Genomic DNA, 18,101 nt, shown 5'->3' with positions numbered 1-18,101 from the left:
GTATGAACCTATATTGGTCAGCGGGCGAACCTATATAGGTACGTGGGTAGAGCTATATTAGATTGTTGCTCCGCATAGGGATAAAAGTTATGGACGAGTGGCAGATAAGTTTGGGCTACGTGCGTGGACGATAAATCTACGTACGTGGATATTTGGATTTACGTACCTGGTCTTTAAGACTACGTGCATAGATAGAAGAATACCACTACGGGAAGGCGCTTTTTTCTTCACGAGAATAGCACTTTTTCCTCCGCTGGATAAGAGGAATACTCGTGATAAGGCAAAGGGCTTGCTTGAGCACTTTGAAGAGAGATATCGGGGAGCTGGGCGTGCGATGCCTTAGCACTCGAAATAGGGTACAGGACTCGCGACAACAGTCTCCGATATAGATTCGCCCGCTGACCAATATAAGTTGATTTGCCTCCCCTTATGGGGTGCATTCTACAGCCCTTGTGAAGGGCGGTCTTCGCGACGTGAGAAATCTGGGGCAGAGATAGAGAGTTTTATCGCCGTAGTTCGTATCTTTGCCCTAAGGAGACACTTGCAGGGCTTCGCAAAGCCGCACACCTCAGAGCCTCCGCCACGACACATACATACACATCTATCAAACGCTATGAAACGAACGACTACAAGCCTCGCCTTGCTCGCCCTCTGCCTAGCGGGGAGCACCGCCCAGGCGCAGACGCTCACGAAGGCGACGAGCTACGGCACCCACGCAGTGAGCCGTCCCGTGATGATCGATTCGGTCGACGTCCACAACCAGAAGTTCTCTCTCGGCTCCCTGCTGAAGACCTCCTACAAGACCGAAGGGCTCAAGGGCACATCCGTCGCAGCGGCATCCAATGGTTTCTTCGCCGTTGCCCAGCCCGCCAGCGGTGCCAGCACGTTCTCCTCTTACTCCTTCCCCCTCATCAGCCAAGGCTTCACCAAGGGCACACTCAAGCTCTATGGCCGTGCTCGCTATGCGCTCTATGATGGCGAGACACTCTTAGGCTCGAATGAAGATAAGCTCGCCGAGAGCGATACGGTGCCTGCTGTATCCGTGCCGCTGACGCTCATCGCTACGAATAAGAACCTCGTCGTCAAGGTGCTCTCTACGGCAGAGGACAAGGCACGTGGGGACTTCAAGCTCGTATTTGAGCCCGAGGAAGGCCTGCCTCAGCTCGACCTCAAGGCTGCGAGTGATGGTGTCCGCTACATCAACTGGAACTACCTCACCCACGGCAAGCGTCTCTATTACACCCACGTCTCCCCCTCGGGCAAGTACGTGCTGGTGACCTACACCGAGCGCGCTCCGAAGAAGGGCGTCAGCTATCAGGAGATCCGCGAGGGTGCGACGGGCAAGGTCCTTCGCACGACACAGTCCCTCTACGGCGCCGAATGGATGCCCGATGAGGACATCCTCGTGATGAAGACCTCGAATCGCGCTAGCGACCAGCTGGTGAAGATCGATCCCGTCTCGGGTCGCAGCACCGTATGGATCGACAAGATCCCTGGGGAGAGCTTTATGATCAGCCCCGACAAGCGCTCTATCTATATCTATGAAGAGGTCAAGGGCCCCGAGAAGGATAAGCTCCTCATCCGCCGCCTCTCGCCCGATGACCGCCAGCCAGGCGCGCGCGATCGTCAGGCGCTCTATCGCTACGATATCGCCACGGGAGTCTACGAACCCGTACTCTACGGCTACCGCTCGGTGAGCCTCCTCGACTTCTCCGCTGACGGCAGTCAACTCCTCTTGGGCCTCTACACGAAGGACTGGCAGCACAGCCCCTTCGACCAGACGACAGTACTGCGCTACACGCCTGCCACGGGCCGTATCGATACGGTCTTCACGAAGCAGTTTGAGATCGGTAGCGTAAGCTTCATTCCCGGCACAGAGGACGTGCTGGCTATGGGCTCGCCCAATAGCTTCGGCGGTGTGGGCAATACGCTCCCCAACGGACGCGCGGGCAACGGCTATGAGCACGAGCTCTTCCGCGTCAATATCCCCACGGGCCGTGTCACACCCCTGACGCGCGACTTCGATCCCAGCGTAGACCACGTCCAGTACCACGCTAAGGGCAAGGCCTTCTACATCCTCGCTGACAACGGCAGCCGCCAGAGCCTCTACCGCCTCGACGTCAAGACGAATAAGATCACGCAGATCGACACGAAGGAAGACGTCGTCCGTGGCTTCGGTGTCGCCTCGCACGGCAATACCTTCTACTACTTCGGGCAAAGCCTCAACAATGCCGACCGCCTCTACAGCCTCGATGCTTCGGGCAAGAGCAAGCTCATCTGGGACATCTCGGCAGAGAAGCTCCGTGGCGTGAAGTTCACCCCTGCAAAGGACTTCGTCTACCGCACGCCCGACGGTGTCGATATCGACGGCTGGTACTACCTGCCCCCCAACTTCGACCCCTCGAAGAAGTACCCGATGATCGTCTACTACTACGGCGGGACGATCCCTCTGAGCCGCGAGCTGGAGACGACGTACGACCTGGCGATGTTCGCCGCTCAGGGCTATGTAGCCTATTCGCTGAACCCACGCGGTACCGTGGGCTACGGCCAGAGCTTCGCTGCTGACCACCTGAATGCTTGGGGCACGAAGACCTCCGACGATATCATCGGTGCGGTGAAGGCCTTTGTCGCTGCGCACCCCTTCGTCGATGCGAAGAAGATAGGTTGCGCTGGTGCCAGCTATGGTGGCTTCATGACGCAGTACCTGCAGACGCGCACGGACCTCTTCGCTGCTGCCGCCAGCCACGCAGGGATCAGCTCCATCTCCAGCTACTGGGCAGGGGGCTACTGGGGTATGAGCTACAGCACGGTGGCCTCCGAAGGTAGCTACCCCTGGAACAACCCCGACCTCTACACCAAGCACAGCCCGCTCTTCAACGCCGATAAGATCCACACGCCCCTGCTTCTGCTGCACGGGACGTCCGACGTGAACGTACCCCCCAGCGAAAGCACCGCGATGTACAATGCGCTGAAGATCCTCGGCCGCACCGTCGAGCTCATCGAAGTGACGGGCGAAGACCACCACATCCTCGAGCCCGAGCGACAGGATCGCTGGATGCAGACGATCCAGGCATGGTTCGCCAAGCACCTGCAGGGCAATAGCCAGTGGTGGGATCACCTCTACCCCAAGACGCCGCTTGACCTATAGACCCCGTGCCTATCTCCACATAGCCGTGCGCCCCACTCTATCACGATGGATAGGGCGGGGCGCACGCTTTCTCCCGCACTCCTCTCCCACCAAGAAAAAGGAGCCAGCAGACGAAGCTCCGAAGAATAGCATCGAGGTGAGGGCACCGAGGAGGCCTCCTCTGCCGTTATAGTTAGGGGGAGAGCCCCCATAACTTTTATTATCTTCGCAAAGTATGAGCAGCAACAAAGTATATCAGATCCTCTGGGCAGACGACGAAATCGATCTGCTCAAGCCACATATCCTCTTCCTCAAGGAGAAAGGCTACGAAGTGACGCCCGTCCTCAGCGGCGCCGACGCTATCGAAGCCGTACAGACCCAGAACTTCGATCTCATCTTCCTCGACGAGAACATGCCGGGGATTACGGGCCTAGATGCCCTGCAGCGCATCAAGGAGCTACGCCCCTTCCTCCCCGTCATCATGATCACCAAGAGCGAAGAGGAAGAGCTGATGAACCAAGCCATCGGCGGTAAGATCACCGACTATCTCATCAAGCCCGTCAATCCCAATCAGCTCCTGCTGTCCCTGAAGAAGAACCTTCACCAGAGCACGATCATCAGCGAAGCCACGACGATGAACTATCGTCAGGAGTTCGCTCAGCTCAGCGCGCAGATGAGCGACCGCCTCTCCATCGACGAATGGAAGGACCTCTACCGCCGCCTCGTACACTGGGAGATCGAGCTGGAGCAGGGCGACGCACAGATGAAGGAGCTGCTGGAGATGCAGAAGACCGATGCTGGCCGCCTCTTCAGCCGCTTCATCAGCCGCAACTATGAGGGCTGGATCCGTGAGCCTGAGACGCGCCCGCTGATGAGCCCCGACCTCTTCAAGACGAAGGTTTTCCCCCTCCTGGACTCGGGCGAGAAGGTCTTCTTCATCCTCATCGATAACTTCCGCTACGACCAGTGGGAGTCGGTGAAGGCGATGCTGAGCGAGTTCTACACCTTCGACGAAGACCTCTATCTCTCGATCCTCCCCACGGCTACGCAGTACGCTCGCAATGCGATCTTCTCAGGGCTGATGCCGCTGGATATCGCGAAGATGTTCCCCGATCTGTGGGTCGACGAAGAGAGCGAAGAGGGCAAGAACCTCAACGAAGAGCCGATGATCCAGACGCTCATCCAGCGCTACCGCAAGAACTATTCCTTCTCCTATAATAAGGTCTACGAAGCCCGCTTCGGCGAGCGCCTGCTGGGCAACCTCAACAGCCTCAAGCAGTATCAGCTGAACGTCATCGTGCTGAACTTCGTCGATATGCTCTCCCACGCCCGCACCGAGAGCAAGATGATCCGCGAGCTGGCCAACACGGAGGCTGCGTATCGCTCACTGACGCGCAGCTGGTTCCGCCACTCGACGACGTACAACCTCTTCAAGCACATCTCCGAGATGGGCTACCGCGTGATCCTCACCACCGACCACGGTACCATCCGCGTGAAGAACCCCGTGAAGATCGTCGGTGACAAGAACACCAATACCAACCTCCGCTACAAGGTCGGGAAGACCCTTACCTACAACCCCAAGGAGGTCTACGAAGCCATCGTACCAGCGAAGATCGGCCTGCCACAGGTCAATCTCTCCGACCGCTATGTCTTCAGCTACAGCGATGACTTCTTCGCTTATCCCAACAACTACAACTACTACGTGCAGTACTATCGTGACACCTTCCAGCACGGGGGGATCTCACTCGAAGAGATGCTCATCCCGCTGATCACGATGCAACCCAAACCCTAAACACTGAATGATAAGAAACATCGTATTGGACCTCGGCGGCGTCCTCTTCCGACTGGATCGTGAAGAGGCCCTACGCCGCTTCGCTGCCCTTGGGGTACCTGACGTCGAGAAGATGCTGGATCCCTACCTTCAGAGTGGTTACTTCCTCCAGGTCGAGGACGGGCGTATGACGGAGCCCGAGTTCCGTGCAGCGCTCAGCTCGCTGGCAGGTCGTACACTCACCTACGACGACATCGCTCACGCTTACTTCGGCTTCCTCAGCGAAGTAGACGCCTATAAGTTCGACTTCATCGAGGAGGAGCTCGGGGACTACCGCATCTTCATCCTCTCCAATACCAATCCCTACGTCATGGACTTCTGCGAGTCAGACCGCTTCCTCCCCAGTGGCCGCACGCTCTCGTCCTTCTGCGAGAAGAAGTTCGCCTCCTGCGAGATGGGGATGGTCAAGCCCAACCGCCGTATCTTCGAGACGATGCTGCGCGAGGGGAATATGCGCCCCGAGGAGACGCTCTTCCTCGACGACGGTCCTGCGAACGTAGCCATGGCGCGGGAGTTCGGCATACACACCTACCAGCCCCTCAATGGCGAGGACTGGCGGGAGCCCGTACGCCAGCTCCTCGGCCGACTCAATCGGCACGGATAAGTTTGGCTATCTTTGCAGTCGATAAACGAGCACATTAGTAATTCATTTATAGACCATCAACGAATCATGAAGAGAATTGTACTGATCCGTCACGGCGAAAGCGTGTGGAACAAGGAGAACCGCTTCACTGGCTGGACGAACGTAGACCTCTCCGAGAAGGGTGTCGAAGAAGCGAAGAAGGCTGGGGCCATCCTCAAGGAAAACGGCTTCCACTTCACGCAGGCTTATACCTCCTACCTCAAGCGCGCTATCAAGACCCTCAACCAGATCCTCGACGTCATGGACCTCGACTGGATCCCCGTAGAGAAGAGCTGGCGCCTCAACGAGAAGCACTACGGTATGCTTCAGGGCCTCAACAAGGCTGAGACGGCTGAGAAGTACGGTGACGAACAGGTGAAGATCTGGCGCCGTAGCTACGACGTGCCTCCCACGCCTCTGGCTGCTACCGACGAGCGCGCACCTCAGGCTGACCCCCGCTACTCGGGTGTCGTACCTGCTTACCTGCCCCTGACCGAAGCGCTCTGCCACACGGTCGCTCGTACGCTCCCCTACTGGGAAGACAAGATCTTCCCCTCGCTCATGCAGCACGATGACGTCCTCGTAGCAGCTCACGGCAATAGCCTGCGCGGTATCATCAAGGTCCTCAAGGGTATCTCTGACGAAGACATCGTCGAGCTGAACCTCCCCACGGCCGTTCCTTACGTCTTCGAGTTCGACGATGAGCTCCGTCTTGTCAAGGACTACTTCCTCGGTGACCCCGAAGAGATCAAGAAGCTCATGGAGGCTGTAGCCAACCAGGGTAAGAAGGCTTAAGCCTACGAATCCCCACTACTTGTTAGGTAAAGGCGCCCCAGATAGCACGTGCTATCTGGGGCGCTTACCTATATATAGGTATATTGCAGACTGTGAGCTACTAAGCCTACATATTGAGCTATCTTTGCTCCCTGTAGGGAGGGACTTTCCCCTCCGGCATCATATCACACATAGTCCGTTCACAGACATGAATACCAAGAAGTGGGCTTCGGTCCTTCTCCTCGCTGGTCTCACCCTCGGCCTCTCCTCCTGTGGTGGCAAGGAAAACAACGAGCCCAAGCCAACACCCAACCCCGTCGTCACCGGTACCGATGGCACCTACACCATCAGCAAGGTGACGGTCACTCCCCCAGAAGTCACCCTCAATGATATCGGTAAGATCAACCTCACCGAGTTCAACTTCGGCGAAGCAGTCCTCGGCACGGGCAAGTTCACTCAGGTCACGCTCAAGGACAACAAGATCACCTTCACCGGCAAGCAAGGCACCCGCGAATACGAAGTACAATACGACGCAAAGAAGGGTACTACTATCCACTCCGCTAAGCACGGTGCTATGCCCTTCGCCCCCCAGGTAGGTAGCTTCTCCGTCAAGGATGGCAAGCTCTCCGGTCAGCTGAATCTCTCCATGTACATCATGTACCTCAATAGCTACAAGACGCGCTACGGCAAGAGCCCCAGCGACGAGATCACGAAGATCCTCACCGCACTCAACAAGGCTGATACGAAGTCGACGATTGCCTTCGAAGGCACCGTCACGAAGTAGCCTTCCCCATACTCTACCCTTGGCTGAGGTCAGGAGGCTGCACACTGCGCCTCCTGACCTTAATGCTTTGTATCGGGGATCGCACCCACACTCGGGCGAGGGCAAAATATCCCCTTCTACAGGAGGGTGGTGCGAACCTATATTGAGACTGTTGCATAGAGTCCTATCCTCTATTTAGAGTGCTAAGGCATCGTGCACCCAGCTCCCCGATATACCTCTCCGAAGAGATACACAAGCCCTTCGCCCTATCGCAAGTATTCCTCTTATTCAGCGGAGGGGAAAGCATCGTTCTCGTGAAGAAAAAAGCGCCTTCACGTAGTGGTCTTCCTCTGTCCACGCACGTAGTCTTAAAGACCAAGCACGTCAATCCTAATATCCACGTACGTAGATATTAGAGCCACGTATGTAGCCCAAACTTTTCTGCTACTCGTCCGCAACTTTTCTCCCTACGTGGAGCAACAAACTAATATTGGTCATCGGGCGAACCTATATTGGTTGATGCGTGGACCTATACTGGTCCGTGAGCAAACCTATATAGGTCACCCCAGCGACCACTATAGGTTGCTTTTCCTTCCTCCTCAAGATGCTTCAGCATCCCCTACACCGACGCACTTCCTCCCCACACATCTTAGGTGAATAATCCACCGAAAGGTGTACGCTCTCCACCCCATACACACCTTTCCCACAGCCTTATCCCCAGCGTTATCCCCAAGAGATCCCCACGACATCGACCCGCAGGCATCGGTACATTCGCACTAAGAGCAGTGCAGCATCCTCCCTATCTCCCTACTTATCCTCAGGCTTATCCCCGAGGAATGTGGACGAGGAAGAGGATAACGCCAGCGTGGAAGTGCGTCCTCTATAGGGCGTGCGCAGGGGAAAGAGGGGGAATAGTTGTACTTTTGTGTCAAGAAGTAAGCCACTTCAATTAACGTATCGTAAACAACTCCTATGAAGCCCCACGAGCACGAGCATGAGCACGGAGACGTGTGCGCTCACGAACATAATCACGACCACGACCACTGCAGTCATGATCACGACCACGGTCATTCCCATAGCCATGGACACAGTCACGGCCATGGGCATCACCATCATCACCACCATCATCATGCGGAGGGAAATATCCTCATTGCCTTCCTGCTGAACCTCTTCTTCTCCATCATCGAACTCTTCGGTGGACTCTACACGGGTAGTGTAGCGATCCTCTCCGACTCGCTCCACGACTTCGGCGACTCCTGCTCGCTCGGTGTGGCGTGGTACCTCGAGCGCCTCTCGAAGAAGGGGCGTGATAGCCACTTCAGCTACGGCTACAAGCGCTTCTCGCTCCTCGGCTCCCTGCTCATCTCTACGATCCTCTTAGTGGGCTCGGTCTTCGTCATCAAGGAGTCCATCGAGCGCCTCATCACGCCGACCGATCCACCTCGTGCGGGTGCTATGCTCATCCTCGCGGTCTTCGGCCTCTTGATCAATGGCTTCGCGGTGTGGCGTATGATGGGTGGGACTTCACTCAACGAGCGCTCCATGCGCCTGCACCTCATGGAGGACGTCCTCGGGTGGGTAGCGGTACTCGTGGTGAGTATCGTGATGTACTTCTTCCCCTCCTTCAAGATCCTCGACCCCCTACTCTCCCTCGGCATCACCGCTTGGATCCTCTACAATGTCTACTTTGCCCTGCGCGACAACTTCCTCATCCTCCTGCAGGGGGTGCCCGAAGGCGTGGACCAAGAGGCCTTCGCTGAAGAAGTCCGTGCCCTGCCAGGTGTGCTCGACCTGCACGACCTACATATCTGGACGCTCAATGGCGAGCAGCATATCGCCTCCCTGCATATCGTCTACGACTGCTCAGGCACCACAAGCCCAGAGGCTCTCGCTGCCCTCAAGGAGTCAGTGCGCCAGGTCGCTCGCCGCTACCAGCTCGATCATCTGACTATCGAGCTTGACCCACGGGGATGCAGCTGCGGTATGGAGCAGTGCTAATTCCCCCCCTCATCGTCCGTATATTTCCCCAGCCTCATTCTACTTAATGAAGATAAGAAGCCTCCTGCTCCTTGGCCTCCTCGGCCTCAGCTCCGCCACACTATTTGCCCAAGAGCCCGTGCGCCCCTACGACCCCTATCAGGTACGTGAGGTCGTCGAGGTGCCCGACGAGATCAAGATGGTCCGTGGCGACAAGCTCAAGGCCTATAAGATCACGCCCGATGTGGCGCGTGCCGTACGCGTCGAGATGCCCGACACGCTGACGCACTACACCTTCGAGTACATCTCACCGGAGTTCCGCTCCCTCGGGGTCTCCTATCTGGGGAATACGAATAGCCAGTGGCAGGCGAAGCTCTTCTTCGATCGCCCCCGCCGTGTCAGCGACTTCTTCTATGCCGACGGCTACTACCGCATGCTCTACACGCCCGATGCGGTGTGCTACTACGACACAAAGACGCCCTTCACCTACGTGCGCTATCACAAGAACTTCAAGAGCAACGAGAGTGAGGACGTCATCACGGCAGACTTCGGGGCGAACCTCGGCAAAGAGCTGAATGTCGGAGCGAGCTTCGACTACACCTATGCCAGTGGCTTCTACACGCAAGGGCGTAGCAAGGATGCTCGCTACCGCGTCTTCACCTCCTATCGTGGCGACCGCTACGAGCTCTTCGGCTACATCGCCAACGACTACTACAAGCAGGAGGAGAATGGTGGGATCACCAACGCCGACTACATCTACAATCCCGAGCGCTACACGAATAGCCGCACCAAGATCAGTTCGCGCGACGTCCCTGTACTCATCAGTACGGGTGCGCTGACGAACCGCATCCGCTCTGGTCACGCCTACCTCGCGCAGTCCTACCGCCTCGGCTCCTACCGTACCGTCAAGCGCAAGCAGCCCCTACCCATAGAGGGTCAAGAAGGCTCCGAGGCTCTCCAGAGCCTCGACTCCACGTACTTCGTCCCCGTGGGCGGTATCTCGCTGACGACCTACTACAACAAGCAGAGCCGTCGCTTCTTCTCCCACACCGAGAGCGACCAGTGGGGCACGGTCTTCGGCACGCCTGCCGTGACCCATACCCGCACCAGCTCTGACGGCACCACGACGACCTATACCCTCCCGAACGATACCGCACAGCTCGTCACCCTGCAGAATACCGTCGCCCTCTCACTGATGGAGGGCTTCCGCCCCTGGGTGAAGTTCGGTCTCTCAGCCTACCTCCGTCAGGAGAACCGCTGGGCATCGCTCCCCGACCTCGCCACAGAGCGCTACACCCGCACGGCACTTAGCTCGACCTTCATCGGTGGACTCATCGAGCGTCGCGAAGGCACAGGGCTGAACTTCTCCGCCCGTGGGGAGCTGGGTGTCCTCGGCTCGGACCTTGGCGCCTTCAAGCTCGAGGGGGATATCCGCACCGCCTTCAGCCTCTTCCAGAAGCGCTTTGCCCTCGAGGCCGATGCCTATATCGACAATGCCCGCCCCTCTTACTTCGCTGCACATCACCACGGCACCTACGGCTGGTGGGACAAGTCGCTGAGCTTCACCCGCCGTGCTGAGCTCGGTGGCCGCGTGCACCTCTCCTCCTGGGGGACGAGCTTCGAAGCACGTACGGCAAGCCTGCAGAACTACATCTACTTCGATAGCAAGGGTGAGACACAGCAGCACTCCGACCTCATCCAGGTCCTGGCTCTGCGTGCTCGACAGGCTGGCTCCTTCGGCCCGATCAACTGGGATCTCGAGGCCGCCTACCAGCAGTCCTCTGCGCCCTCCGTGCTACCTCTACCTTCGCTCACGGCAGCAGCTGATGTGTATCTGCGCTTCCTCTTAGCGAAGGTCCTACGTGTCGACCTCGGCGTCAAGGGCTATTGGCACTCCGCCTATCACGCGCCCTACTATATGCCCACCGACCAGCAGTTCGCCCTCCAGACGGAAGGCAATGTCGGCGGACAGGCTCCGCTACTCATCGCCTATGCGAACTTCCGCCTGAAGCGCGCACGCTTCTTCCTCCAGATGTACAATGTGGGTGAGGCCTTCATGACCAACGAGCGCCTCTCGATGTACAAGTACCCCTACAATCCGATGCACCTCTCCGCTGGTGTCGTCGTCGACCTCAACAACTAACCCTCCCCTATGGCTAAGCTCCGCACGAATACCCGCCTCTGGGTATATGCCTTCCTGCTCCTCCTCGCCATCGCTATGCTCCTCTACCTGCGCCGTCAGGTCAAGACAAGCAAAGAGGCGGCCTCGCTCCCATTCATCGAGCGCGACTACCCCGAGATACGCAAGGAGGGCACGCTTCGCCTCCTCGCAGGCTACGGCAGTGGTGGAGAAGTGCAGGGCGGACAGCTCTCAGGCGCTATCTACGAGCTCGCCAAGCAGCTGGAGAAGAAGAGCGGGCTACGTGTCGAGGTCGTGCTGGAGAACCGCTGGGACGAAGCCCTTCGCCACCTCAGCACCGGCACGGCAGACCTCGTTGCCCATCCCATCACGCATACCTCGGCAGTAGATACTACCCGTTATATGCTCTTCGCGGAGAAGACCTCTGGACCTATCTACCTCGTGCAGCGCCGTGCAGACAGCGCGCATCACATCAGCCGTCAGGTAGAGCTCGCTGGGCACTCCATCACCCTGCCGAAGGCCTCTCCCCTCTCGCTCTTCATCGAGCATCTCGGCGAAGAGATCGGCGACAGCCTAAGCATCCAGGTCGACACGCTCTACGCTGCCGAGCAGCTCGCTATGCAGGTCGCCTCGGGGAAGATCAACTATACCGTCTGCACCTCTGAGGAAGCGGAGCGCTTTGCACGTCTCTTCCCTGCACTGGACTGCAGTCTCCCGCTGAGCTACTCCGTACGCACAGCTTGGCTCATGCGCCGCAATTCGCCCGCACTTCGCGATAGCCTCATCGCTTGGGGTGTCGGACGATAGGTTTTATGCCAGCCGTCTACACGCCATAAGCATAGCGTCCACTGGGCATTATCCCCGATACGATGACGAAGCTCCGATATGAGCAAGAAGTTTTTCCCTAAGACCCTTTCCGATTGGCTCTTCCTGATCTTTGTCCTCGTCCTCGGCGCCGAGTGCCACTCCTACTCTCGCCATAGACGGGCGGAGCGGCGCAGAGCAAGGGATATGAGAAGTGTCGAGCGTGACTACCCCGTGATACGCCAGGAGGGGACACTCCGCCTCATCGCTGGCAACGACTTTCTCAGTGATGATCAAAGCGAGATCTATGACGCTGCTATCCAAGAGCTCGCAAGAGATCTAAGTCAAAAGAGCAGGCTACGTGTCGAGATCGTCCCCCCAGATTCTATAGATTTGCAGTTCAAGCCACTCGGACAACTGTCGACTGGAAAGGTAGATCTCTTCGTCTACTCCAGCATCTACGATGCAGCGATAGATAACCGGGAGTACCGACACTTCGCCGAGAAGCGGGCAGCATCCCTCTACCTCGTCCAGCGCCATGCTGACAGCACACGCTACATCAGCCAGCTCTCTGCGCTCGCGGGCCACGCACTGCCCCTACCCAAGGGCACTCCCACCACCTACATCCAAAAGTATTTCGTCAAGCAGACAGGCGACAGCCTCCGTATCCAGCTTGACACGCTTCACAGCGCCGAGGAGCTGGCGAAGTTGGTCGCCTCAGGGAAGATCCGCTATACCGTCTGCACCTCCCGTGAGGCGGAGCGCTTCACACGCCTCTACCCTGCACTCGACTGCAAGCTCCCGCTGACCGACTCTGTGCGCACGCTCTGGGTCACACGTCGCAATGCCCCCGCCCTATGCGATAGCCTCGCGGCTTGGGGTGTCGGGCAGTAAATACCCCTTCCCCTTATATATAAATAGCGCAGGCTCCTCCGCCCATAGTGGCGGAGGAGCCTGCGCTATTTATTAGAGATGTGCGGGAGGAGCTTAGTCCAGATACAGCTCTTCGGGATAGCCGACAGCCTCAAGATAGAGGGCGTGTCCTGGAGCTGACGAGCCAGCACGACCACGATCCTTGGCCTCGACGACGGCAGCGAAGTCCTCGACAGACAGGCGTCCCTTACCGACTTGGAAGAGCGTCCCGACGACGGCACGTACCATATTGCGCAGGAAGCGGTCGGCCGTGATCGTGAAGATCCACTGACCAGGCTCCGCGCCTGGGCGCCAGTAAGCCTCGGTCACACGGCAGTTATTCGTCTTGACGTCGGTATGGAGCTTGCTGAAGCTCGTGAAGTCCGTGAAGTGCAGGAGCTCGGCAGCAGCTACATTCATCCGCTCAAAGTCCAGCGGGAAGTGCAGGCGTAGCATGCGTGACTCTTGGAAGGGATCCTTGCGCAGCGTCACATAGTAGCGGTACGTACGGGAGGTAGCGCTGAAGCGTGCATGTGCCTCGTCCGTCACGGGACGGATGCTATGCAGGGCGATGTCGTGAGGGAGGTAGCGGTCAGTGCGGAAGATCAGCTCACGTGCTGCCTCGAGATCCATCGGCAGATCAACGTGAGCGACCATACCACGAGCATGGACACCAGCGTCCGTGCGACCAGCACCGACGATAGCGATAGGCTCGGGAGAGCGCGAGACGAGTGTCAGCGCCTTCTCGATAGTCTCTTGGACGGTCGGAGCATCGGGCTGGGTCTGCCAGCCGCTGTAGTTCGTGCCGTCGTAGCTCAGAGAGATGAAGTAGCGCATCTACAGCTTAGCTCTTCGACTTCTTTGTGCGGGGAGAGGACTTGCGAGCTGCGCCCTTACGAGCCGTCTTCGCAGGCGTCTCAGCGATGAGCTTCATGCAGTCATCGTAGCTCATTGACGTGGGGTCGACATCCTTGGGGAGCTTGTAGTTGTCGGTCTTGTACTTGAGGTACGGACCGAAGCGACCGGTACGGATCGAGAGATCAGCATCTTCGGCGAAGGACTTCAGGAGACTCTTCTCCTCACTCTCACGCTTCTCGCGGATGATCTCGATAGCTTGCTCTGCGGTGCAGGAGAGGGGATCGGTGTCCTTAGGCAGGCTGTAGAACTTCCCTGCGTGGCGGACATAGGGGCCGAAGCGACCCACTGCGACCGTCATCACCTCACCCTCGTACTCACCGATATTCTTCGGCAGGTCAAAGAGCGAAAGGGCTTCTTCGAGGGTAATCGTCTCAAGCGACTGCCCCTTCTGCAGCGAAGCAAAGCGGGGCTTCTCGGCATCCTCTGCCGTACCCAGCTGTGCCATGGGGCCGTAGCGGCCGATGCTGACCGATACCTGCAGCCCCGTCGAGGGCTGTACACCGAGGATGCGCTGACCGACACGCTGAGCAGGACGCTCGTGCGTGGCACGCTCTACCTCGGGGTGGAAGCGCTGGTAAAAATCACCTATAGCACCTGACCAAGCGGTCTTCCCTTCGGCGATCGTATCGAACTCTTCCTCGACGCGTGCCGTGAAGTTGTAGTCGACGATATTGGGGAACTGGTCGACGAGGAAGTCATTGACGACGATACCCACGTCGGTAGGCAGGAGCTTCCCCTTGTCGGCGCCGTAGACTTCGCTCTTGACAGCACGCTTGACGGCGCCATCCTTGAGGGTCAGTACGGTATAGTTGCGGCACTGGCCTTCGCGGTCAGCACGCTCTACATAGCCTCGATTCTGAATCGTCTGGATCGTGGGAGCATAGGTCGAAGGACGGCCGATGCCGAGCTCTTCCATCTTGCTTACCATCGAAGCCTCGGTGTAGCGGGCAGGGCGCTGTGTGAAGCGCTCTTCCCCCGTGAGGGCTTCGAGCGAAAGAGCTTCGCGCTCCTTGACTGCGGGGAGGAGCTTCGTCACCTCTGCATTGCCTTCCTCACCCGTCGACTCCATATAGACATCGAGGAAGCCTCGGAAGGTGATCACTTCCCCCTGTGCGGTGAAGGCATAGTCCGTACCAGCCACAGGGATCGATACGGTCGTGCGCTCGATCTCTGCGTCAGCCATCTGCGAGGCGAGGGTACGCTTGCGGATCAAGTCATAGAGACGCTGCTCCTGAGGCGTACCACCGACACGCTCGCGGTCGATATAGGTGGGGCGAATAGCTTCGTGAGCCTCCTGTGCGCCCTTGCTCTTGGTCTGGAAGCGGCGGGGCTGGTGGTATTCCTTCCCGGGGTGCTTCTCGATCTGACGAGCGATAGCGCTGAGGGCTTGCGAAGAGAGGTTGACCGAGTCGGTACGCATATAGGTGATATGCCCCGATTCGTAGAGGGACTGCGCAAGGCGCATCGTCTGCGAGACGGAGTAGCCGAGCTTGTGTGCGGCCTCCTGCTGCAGCGTAGATGTGGTGAAGGGAGCAGCTGGCGAGCGTCGAGCAGCTCGGCGCGTGATCGCACCGATAGAGAAGTCAGCCGTAGCACAGCGGGTCATAAGGGCCTCAGCCTCGGCTTCGGTAGCGAAGCGATGATTGAGCTCTGTCAAGAGACGCTCACCCGAGGGGAGGACGAAGGTCGCCTGTAGGCGGTAAGAAGATTGGGGTACGAAGGCTGTGATCTCACGCTCACGGTCGACGATGAGTCGGACAGCGACGCTCTGCACACGCCCTGCTGAGAGCGAGGGACGGATGCGCTTCCACAGTACGGGAGAGAGCTCGAAGCCCACAATACGGTCGAGGACGCGGCGTGCCTGCTGCGCATCGACAAGATTCATGTTCACCTCACGTGGGTACTCCAGGGCGTGGAGGAAGGCTTCGGCGGTGATCTCGTGGAAGACGATACGGCGGGTCTTCTCGGGCTTGAGCTCAAGGGCTTCGCTCAGGTGCCAAGCGATGGCTTCTCCTTCGCGGTCTTCATCGGAAGCGAGGTAGACGAGGTCAGCTTTCTTTGCTGCAGCTTTGAGTTCGCGCACCAGGCTCTTCTTGTCCTCGGTGATGACGTACTCGGGGCGGAAGTGATCCTCTACATTCACGCTGAAGGAATGCTGCTTGAGGTCACGCACATGGCCCGCACTGGCCATGACCTTATAGTCGTTCAGTTGATGTTTTTTGAGAAAGCCAGAGATCAGCTCGGCCTTCTTCGGAGACTCTACTATAACTAAATTCATCTACAGATTACCCTATCTCTTCTATTATAATGGTTACGGGCAGGCACGCCCGGTGCAAAGGTAGCAAAAACTCCCCTGTAGATATGCCTCAAAACGAATGATAAAGCAATCTATCCCCAGTCAGAAGTAGAGCTATCACAATAATGGGATATGGTCTGGACTCCTTGCAAAAGACTAAGTCCATTATTCCACCCCATAATAATAGCTGAGGCTATGATCTATGTCATCTATAGATCATAGCCTCAACCTCAGCAGAAAATAACTCCCTCTTTTAGAAGGAGAGCTATTTACCCTAACGATCTCTACATATACTGCTTAGCGATCTCTATAAGCTTATCCATATAGTGATATAGGTCTGCTATATTCTCCAGCTTGTAGGTCGTTTGCTCTTTCGTCTGTGGATCAATCAGTATCAAACGCTGATTCTTAGGGGAGTCCAAGAGTAGACGACATACATTCTTGCGATTATTATCATCAATAATGATGGTGAAATAGCTCTGAGTATCTCTGTAGTATACTCGACGTGGATCTATCTCCTTAGCAAGAATAGCCCGCACCATCTGATATGCCTCCAGCTCTTCCTCTGTGGTCACAATCTTAGACTCTGCAGACTCTTCTACTGCACTATCCTGCGACTCATTGGGCTCATTCTCACTCACCGCACTTGCTTCTTGCTCTTCTGCCTGTACCGCTGCCTTAAGTCTTCCTGCAATAATCTCTGATATATGCGAAGAGATGGCACGCTTGATAAGTAGAGAGAACTGCTCGGAGACCTTTGCAGTGAAGGCGCCTGGATACACTTGCTTACCCAGTAGTTTCACAAAGTCAGGAGAGGGAGATTTGAACTCTTCAGCAATAATGGAACGAAGCTCTCGCAGATATTTCAGCTCACTCGCTGTACTCATGATCTGCTCAACATCGAAATACGATTTATTGAACTTCTTGAGTTCATCTACAACCCCCTCCTTAAGATCCAACAGGTTACATTCTAAGAATGGGACCTCATCCATTTTATTAGGGGAGATTAGATCCGTATAGAAGCGGTAGATAATTCCATTTGTTAAGACTCCAAACTTAGCCTTAGAGACATGAAAATATCGCAAAAGCTGGTTGTCATGAAGATTCAGATCTTGCCCCCAGTGCTTACACTCTATCAGAATGATAGGCTCACTATCCTTCATAATACAGTAGTCTATCTTCTCCCCTTTCTTAGTACCGATATCACAAACCATCTCGGGGATAACCTCCATGGGATTGAAGACATCGTACCCTAATGCCTGTATAAAGGGAAGAATCAGTGAAGTCTTAGTGGCTTCCTCGGTATGGATCTGATCTTTGAGCGTCTGAATACGCTCTGCGAGCTGCTTTAACTGGTCTTTAAAGTCCATAGTATCTTAAGTATTACGGGGTGTTATTCATACAGGCAAAGATAGAGAAGTAGTAACGAATCTCCAAACGAATTAGGTATACACCTCCTTTACAGCGTGGAGGAGAAAGAGGATATATAGGAAGAGGGAGTAATGAGTAGACAGGGGGATACAAAAAAGATCGGCTCACCTCATATGAGGCAAGCCGATCGTCTTGAAAAAAGTGGAGAATAACGGATTCGAACCGTTGACCCCCTGCGTGCAAGGCAGGTGCTCTAGCCAGCTGAGCTAATCCCCCAGGTAAGTCACTTAAAGTAGTCCCAGGCAGATTTGAACTGCCGACCTCTACATTATCAGTGTAGCGCTCTAACCAACTGAGCTATAGGACTGTCTTTAGGACTATAATAAGGTGAGAAGAAAAGATATCGACAGCAGAAGCGAGTACGCACATTCAGAAAAATCACCTAACTCATCTCTTACGTACATACTACACTAACTATACTAAAGCCCATTTTCAGAACTCCAGAAAGGAGGTGTTCCAGCCGCACCTTCCGGTACGGCTACCTTGTTACGACTTAGCCCCAGTCA

12 protein-coding genes, 2 tRNA genes and 1 rRNA gene are annotated in these 18,101 nt (G+C 56.5%); 9 read left to right on the top strand and 6 right to left on the bottom strand.

Annotated elements, in window-relative coordinates:
- Positions 1–613: 613 nt before the first annotated feature.
- The 9 genes from KO088_RS06580 to KO088_RS06540 all read left to right on the top strand — a co-directional run bounded on the left by KO088_RS06580 (position 614) and on the right by KO088_RS06540 (position 12,932).
- Positions 614–3,148 (top strand): S9 family peptidase, encoded by a 2,535-nt coding sequence (locus KO088_RS06580; protein ID WP_215494077.1) that lies wholly within the window; start codon positions 614–616, stop codon positions 3,146–3,148.
- Positions 3,149–3,362: 214 nt separating this feature from the next.
- Positions 3,363–4,919, top strand: a complete 1,557-nt coding sequence (gene porX / locus KO088_RS06575; RefSeq protein ID WP_044115438.1) for a T9SS response regulator signal transducer PorX — start codon at positions 3,363–3,365, stop codon at positions 4,917–4,919.
- 7 nt (positions 4,920–4,926) lie between these two features.
- Complete coding sequence (locus KO088_RS06570) at positions 4,927–5,562, top strand: HAD family hydrolase (protein WP_215494076.1); 636 nt, start codon at positions 4,927–4,929, stop codon at positions 5,560–5,562.
- Between the two features lie 66 nt (positions 5,563–5,628).
- On the top strand, positions 5,629–6,375 hold the full coding sequence (gpmA, locus tag KO088_RS06565) for a 2,3-diphosphoglycerate-dependent phosphoglycerate mutase (RefSeq protein WP_060934738.1): 747 nt from the start codon (positions 5,629–5,631) through the stop codon (positions 6,373–6,375).
- Positions 6,376–6,562: 187 nt separating this feature from the next.
- Complete coding sequence (locus tag KO088_RS06560; RefSeq protein ID WP_215494075.1) at positions 6,563–7,138, top strand: hypothetical protein; 576 nt, start codon at positions 6,563–6,565, stop codon at positions 7,136–7,138.
- 951 nt (positions 7,139–8,089) lie between these two features.
- Positions 8,090–9,115, top strand: coding sequence for a cation diffusion facilitator family transporter (locus KO088_RS06555; RefSeq protein ID WP_215494074.1), 1,026 nt, complete (start codon positions 8,090–8,092; stop codon positions 9,113–9,115).
- 46 nt (positions 9,116–9,161) lie between these two features.
- On the top strand, positions 9,162–11,237 hold the full coding sequence (locus KO088_RS06550) for a putative porin (RefSeq protein ID WP_215494073.1): 2,076 nt from the start codon (positions 9,162–9,164) through the stop codon (positions 11,235–11,237).
- Between the two features lie 9 nt (positions 11,238–11,246).
- Positions 11,247–12,041, top strand: a complete 795-nt coding sequence (locus KO088_RS06545; protein ID WP_215494072.1) for a transporter substrate-binding domain-containing protein — start codon at positions 11,247–11,249, stop codon at positions 12,039–12,041.
- Positions 12,042–12,119: 78 nt separating this feature from the next.
- Entirely contained in the window at positions 12,120–12,932 is an 813-nt protein-coding gene (locus KO088_RS06540; protein ID WP_215494071.1) for a transglycosylase SLT domain-containing protein, read from the top strand.
- Between the two features lie 93 nt (positions 12,933–13,025).
- On the opposite strand, the gene truA is transcribed toward KO088_RS06540, so the two are convergent.
- The 6 genes from truA to KO088_RS06510 all read right to left on the bottom strand — a co-directional run.
- A complete protein-coding gene (gene truA, locus KO088_RS06535) occupies positions 13,026–13,787 on the bottom strand; it encodes a tRNA pseudouridine(38-40) synthase TruA (protein ID WP_009433811.1) in 762 nt (253 codons plus the stop codon).
- Between the two features lie 7 nt (positions 13,788–13,794).
- Entirely contained in the window at positions 13,795–16,146 is a 2,352-nt protein-coding gene (gene topA / locus KO088_RS06530; RefSeq protein WP_215494070.1) for a type I DNA topoisomerase, read from the bottom strand.
- Between the two features lie 302 nt (positions 16,147–16,448).
- On the bottom strand, positions 16,449–17,534 hold the full coding sequence (locus tag KO088_RS06525) for a type I restriction endonuclease (protein WP_215494069.1): 1,086 nt from the start codon (positions 17,532–17,534) through the stop codon (positions 16,449–16,451).
- A 203-nt stretch (positions 17,535–17,737) separates the two neighbouring features.
- Positions 17,738–17,811 (bottom strand) — tRNA-Ala (locus KO088_RS06520).
- Between the two features lie 17 nt (positions 17,812–17,828).
- Positions 17,829–17,902: transfer RNA gene (locus KO088_RS06515), tRNA-Ile, on the bottom strand.
- A gap of 137 nt (positions 17,903–18,039) precedes the next feature.
- Positions 18,040–18,101, bottom strand: a 16S ribosomal RNA gene (locus tag KO088_RS06510); the annotation flags it as partial.

The sequence above is a fragment of the Porphyromonas bobii genome, assembly GCF_943169685.1.
Lineage (GTDB): Bacteria > Bacteroidota > Bacteroidia > Bacteroidales > Porphyromonadaceae > Porphyromonas > Porphyromonas pasteri.
This window is presented reverse-complemented; position numbering and strand designations above follow the sequence as displayed.

What these genes read in the sequence shown, in the direction of transcription:
- KO088_RS06580 (WP_215494077.1), top strand. Translation starts at nt 614, where the DNA reads ATGAAACGAACGACTACAAGCCTCGCCTTGCTCGCCCTCTGCCTAGCG.
- KO088_RS06555 (WP_215494074.1), top strand. Translation starts at nt 8,090, where the DNA reads ATGAAGCCCCACGAGCACGAGCATGAGCACGGAGACGTGTGCGCTCAC.
- porX (WP_044115438.1), top strand. Translation starts at nt 3,363, where the DNA reads ATGAGCAGCAACAAAGTATATCAGATCCTCTGGGCAGACGACGAAATC.
- topA (WP_215494070.1), bottom strand. Translation starts at nt 16,146, where the DNA reads ATGAATTTAGTTATAGTAGAGTCTCCGAAGAAGGCCGAGCTGATCTCT.
- KO088_RS06550 (WP_215494073.1), top strand. Translation starts at nt 9,162, where the DNA reads ATGAAGATAAGAAGCCTCCTGCTCCTTGGCCTCCTCGGCCTCAGCTCC.
- KO088_RS06525 (WP_215494069.1), bottom strand. Translation starts at nt 17,534, where the DNA reads ATGGACTTTAAAGACCAGTTAAAGCAGCTCGCAGAGCGTATTCAGACG.
- truA (WP_009433811.1), bottom strand. Translation starts at nt 13,787, where the DNA reads ATGCGCTACTTCATCTCTCTGAGCTACGACGGCACGAACTACAGCGGC.
- KO088_RS06560 (WP_215494075.1), top strand. Translation starts at nt 6,563, where the DNA reads ATGAATACCAAGAAGTGGGCTTCGGTCCTTCTCCTCGCTGGTCTCACC.
- gpmA (WP_060934738.1), top strand. Translation starts at nt 5,629, where the DNA reads ATGAAGAGAATTGTACTGATCCGTCACGGCGAAAGCGTGTGGAACAAG.
- KO088_RS06545 (WP_215494072.1), top strand. Translation starts at nt 11,247, where the DNA reads ATGGCTAAGCTCCGCACGAATACCCGCCTCTGGGTATATGCCTTCCTG.
- KO088_RS06570 (WP_215494076.1), top strand. Translation starts at nt 4,927, where the DNA reads ATGATAAGAAACATCGTATTGGACCTCGGCGGCGTCCTCTTCCGACTG.
- KO088_RS06540 (WP_215494071.1), top strand. Translation starts at nt 12,120, where the DNA reads ATGAGCAAGAAGTTTTTCCCTAAGACCCTTTCCGATTGGCTCTTCCTG.